At 71.0% G+C, this 4,134-nt stretch carries 4 protein-coding genes; 1 reads left to right on the top strand and 3 read right to left on the bottom strand.

Going from position 1 to position 4,134, the window contains the following annotated elements; genetic code table 11:
- Nucleotides 1-117 precede the first annotated feature (117 nt).
- From ACFU7Y_RS41150 to ACFU7Y_RS41140, 3 genes are all read right to left on the bottom strand, one after another.
- Complete coding sequence (locus ACFU7Y_RS41150) at nt 118-1,194, bottom strand: hypothetical protein (RefSeq protein ID WP_224278828.1); 1,077 nt, start codon at nt 1,192-1,194, stop codon at nt 118-120.
- 334 nt (nt 1,195-1,528) lie between these two features.
- Nucleotides 1,529-1,993 carry a hypothetical protein gene (locus ACFU7Y_RS41145; protein ID WP_380771514.1) on the bottom strand — a complete coding sequence of 155 codons (465 nt, stop codon included), beginning with the start codon at nt 1,991-1,993 and terminating at the stop codon, nt 1,529-1,531.
- Between the two features lie 137 nt (nt 1,994-2,130).
- Nucleotides 2,131-3,468 (bottom strand): UDP-glucose/GDP-mannose dehydrogenase family protein, encoded by a 1,338-nt coding sequence (locus ACFU7Y_RS41140; protein WP_224278833.1) that lies wholly within the window; start codon nt 3,466-3,468, stop codon nt 2,131-2,133.
- A gap of 218 nt (nt 3,469-3,686) precedes the next feature.
- Between ACFU7Y_RS41140 and ACFU7Y_RS41135 the strand changes: the two genes are divergently transcribed.
- Nucleotides 3,687-4,134: acyl-CoA dehydrogenase family protein (locus tag ACFU7Y_RS41135; protein ID WP_380771512.1), on the top strand; the 448-nt coding region annotated here is incomplete at its 3' end.

The raw sequence follows: 4,134 nt of genomic DNA, 5'->3' as shown, positions 1-4,134 counted from the left end.
CGCCGGTCGTGCTCCGACCGGCGGCCCCTCGGCATTCCCGGCCTCAGCTGTTGCCCAGCAGGGCCGGGTGCGTGGCGGCAGGGCGTTTGGACCCCCGGCGGGGCGCCAACGGGTGGGTCAGCGCCACTCCAGGGCGACGTCGACGTAGCCGAGGGACGTCGCGGCCTCGTCGGGGGTGATCTGCTGGGGCTGGGCGCCAGGGGTCAGGTCGGTGACGAACGCGGTCTCCTGCTTGCCCTGGACGGAACGGAACAGGAGCTTCCTGCCGTCGGCGGAGATGGCCTTCGGGAGGTTCTTCCGGTCGGTGGCCGGGAGCAGGACGGGGCCGGCGGCGTCCTTGGCGTTCTCGTGGTCGTCGGGGTGCATCCGGTCGATGTCGAGGGTCCACAGGTTGTTCTGGTACGGCGGCTTCGCGCCTCCCAGCGTGGCGGGGGCGCAGAGCAGGGTGTGGTTGTCGACCCACCCGGACGGCCGGCATTCCGTGTCCTTGATCCTGCCGGCGGAGCCGCTCGCCTTCAGGGCGCCGTTCGCCGTCACGGTCACCACGTTCTGGCCTTCGCCGTCGACGTAGCCGACCGCGCGCCTTCCGTCCGGACTGAAGTACACGCTCCCTCCGGTCACGCCGTGCACCGGGGTGCCGCCGAGCGACAGGCCGAGGTCCCCGAATCCGGCGCTCGGTCCCGACCACTGCTCGGTCAGCCGGTGGTCGGCGGACAGGTCACGGCTGGCGATGTGGTCCTGACCGTTCGGGTCGCGGTACGTGAACCAGACGCTCCCGCCGTCGGGGGCGAAGAGGGCGTCCTTCTCCTTGGGCAGGCTGGTGAAGCCGGCGGGCGTACCGGTGAGATCGGTGAAGGTGCCGGCGAGATCGACGTAGCCGACGTGGCTCGCACCGGTCTTGTTGTCGGCGGTCACGACCGCGAGCCGGCTGAAGTCGTGGTCGAAGAGCTGCCGGACGCGCGGACCGAAGGCGGAGTCGGAGGCCTCCTCCCCGCTGCTTCCGGGATTCGGGAAGTTCCCCGCGCACAACTCCTGAAGGGCGCTCAGCTTCTCCCCCTGCCGTGAGCCGACCGCCGCCGTGGCGGGCAGGGTGAACGCGACCGAGGCCACCGTCTTCCAGCTGCCGGGTTCGAATCCGTGCACCCAGACCTTCGCCGGCCGGGAGGCGGACACCGTGCAGCCCGCACTGATCACGAGGTCGTGGTCACGGAAGGTCGCGTTCGTGGCGGCAGACGGCGTCTGCGGTGAAGCCTGGGAGGGAGCCGTGCCGGAGCTTCCCGAGGCGCTGGCGGGCTGTTGCCCGGAGCTTCCGCAGCCGGTGACCAGCGGAAGCAGCAGAGCAACCGCCGCCACGAGCCGCCGCCCGGTCCGCCCGCTCCCCGTCACGACCATCCAGACCTCCGTTGTTGTGCGACCACGCGTCAGAACCTGACGACAGGAACGGTCATAGGATCTCAGACTCGACGTGGCCGTGTCGTTGATCAACCGCATGCGGTCCGCTGACCTGTGACGCAGTCACACCCCGGGCTCACAGGTTGAAGGCCCGGAGGCTGACCCGGGCCGTTTCGGCGTCGTCGTACGTGACCTTCAGCCGGACGACCGCGGCCTGCCCGCTCGGGTGGGCTCCGGCGGCCTCGTCGCTGCTGAAGCTCAGACCCGAGGCGGAGGCGGCGTCCTGCCGCACCCGGGGGAAGGCTTCCGTCAGCCGGGCGGCGAGGTTTGCCCGGGGCATCCGGAACTCGGCCTCGTAGCCGGCCTCCTGCCAGCCGCCGTCGTCCGTGCACGAGGCCCCGGCGGCCTTGGCGGGCAGTGAGCCGCCCGCGAAGGCCAGCACCTTCGAGCAGTCGGCCCTGACGGGCCCGTCACCGCTGCTGGTCCAGACGAACACGATGAGGCCCAGGTAGACGGCGGGTCCGAGCAGGACGACGGTCACCAGGCCCGCGGTCAGCCAGGTCAGCAGCCGGTCCAGCCCGCCGGTGCGTTCGGTGTGCATCAGGAGAACCCCCCGGTCTCTGTGGACAGCGAGGCACCGATCCTCGCATGCAATCTGAACATGTTCAAATAAGTGGGGGGCGGAAACGCCGCCGCCCCCGGGGAGGCCCGGGGGCGGCGAGGGGGATCGGGACGGCCTCAGCTCGGTCGGCCCAGGGCGCGGTAGGTCCAGCCGGCGGCGCGCCAGGCTTCGGCGTCCAGGACGTTGCGGCCGTCGAGGAGGCGGCGTTCGGCGACCACGGCGCCGAGTTCGGCCGGGTCCAGCTCGCGGAACTCGGACCACTCGGTGAGATGGAGGACGACGTGGGCGCCCTCGGCGGCCTCCAGGGCGGAGCGGGCGTAGGCGAGGGAGGGGAACATCTTGCGGGCGTTGTCCACGGCCTTCGGGTCGTAGACGGTGACCTGGGCGCCCTGGAGCTGGATCTGGGCGGCCACGTTGAGGGCGGGGGAGTCCCGGATGTCGTCCGAGTTGGGCTTGAAGGCGGCGCCGAGGACGGCGACCCGACGGCCCAGGAAACCGCCGCCGCACTGCTCACGGGCCAGCTCCACCATCCGGGAGCGGCGCCGCATGTTGATCGAGTCGACCTCGCGCAGGAAGGTCAGCGCCTGGTCGGCGCCGAGCTCGCCGGCCCGGGCCATGAACGCGCGGATGTCCTTGGGCAGGCAGCCGCCGCCGAAGCCGAGGCCGGAGTTGAGGAACTTGCCGCCGATCCGATCGTCGTAGGCGAGCGCCTTGCTGAGCTGGGTGACGTCCGCGCCGGCCGCCTCGCAGACCTCGGCCATCGCGTTGATGAAGGAGATCTTGGTGGCCAGGAAGCTGTTGGCGGCCGCCTTGACCAGTTCGGCGGTCGCGTAGTCGGTGACCATGAACGGCACCCCGGCCGCGATCGGCTCCGCGTACACCTCGCGCAGCAACCGCTCGGCCCGCTCGCTCTGGGCGCCGACCACGATCCGGTCCGGCCGCAGGGTGTCCTGCACGGCGAAGCCCTCACGCAGGAACTCCGGGTTCCAGGCGAGTTCGGCGCCCTCGCCGACCGGCGCCAGCGCGGCCAGCCGCTCGGCCAGCCGGGCCGCCGAGCCGACCGGGACGGTGGACTTGCCGACCACCAGGGCGGGGCGGGTCAGATGCGGTGCGAGCTCGTCGATCGCGGTGTCGACGTACGACATGTCGGCCGCGAACTCGCCCTTGCGCTGCGGCGTGTTGACGCAGACGAAGTGCACGTCGCCGAACTCGGCGGCTTCCTGGGCGGAGGTGGTGAAGCGCAGCCGCCCGGTCGAACCCTCGTGCCCGGCCACGTGCTTGAGGAGCAGTTCGGACAGCCCCGGCTCGTACATCGGAACGCGGCCGGCGGTCAGCATGGCGATCTTGTCGGGGTCGATGTCCAGACCCAGCACCTCGAAGCCGAACTCGGCCATCGCGGCGGCGTGCGTGGCGCCGAGGTAGCCGGTGCCGATCACGGAGATGCGGAGGGTCACGGGTTCTCCTTGGATGCGGACGCGACCAGTACGGATGCCCCGATGCTATCCGTCCGCGGAGGGCGCTCCGGGATCACCTGCACGCACGGGACGCTAGGCAGCCGCAGGTCGGCGCCCTAGGATCTCTACTGAACGGTAGTTAACCGCGGATTCGACGCGGACCGGGCGTCGATCGGACCTCGCTCGGGCGTCGGTCACTGAACGACGAGGCAGGCATCATGGCGGGCAGCGCAGGGGCGGCTGACTTCGATCTCTTCCGTATCTCCGAGGAGCACGGGATGCTCCGTGAGGCGGTGCGTTCGCTGGCCGAGGCGAAGATCGCTCCGTTCGCGGCGGAGGTGGACGAGCAGGGGCGGTTCCCGCAGGAGGCGCTGGACGCGTTGCAGGGCAGTGACCTGCATGCGGTGCACGTGCCGGAGGAGTACGGCGGTGCGGGGGCGGATGCGCTGGCGACGGTGATCGTGATCGAGGAGGTGGCGCGGGTGTGTGCGTCGTCCTCGTTGATTCCGGCGGTGAACAAGCTGGGGTCGCTGCCGGTGCAGTTGTCGGGTTCGGAGGAGCTGAAGGCGAGGTACCTGGGGGCGCTGGCGCGTGGTGAGGGGATGTTCTCGTACTGCCTGTCGGAGCCGGAGGCGGGCAGTGACGCGGCGGGGATGAAGACCCGGG

The sequence above is a fragment of the Kitasatospora sp. NPDC057542 genome (genome assembly GCF_042801945.1).
Lineage (GTDB): Bacteria > Actinomycetota > Actinomycetes > Streptomycetales > Streptomycetaceae > Kitasatospora.
Note: the sequence above shows the minus strand (reverse complement) of the source record. Positions and strands in the feature narration are given on the sequence as shown.

Coding starts and splice junctions, on each gene's coding strand:
- ACFU7Y_RS41145 (WP_380771514.1), bottom strand. CDS start 1,993: ATGCACACCGAACGCACCGGCGGGCTGGACCGGCTGCTGACCTGGCTG.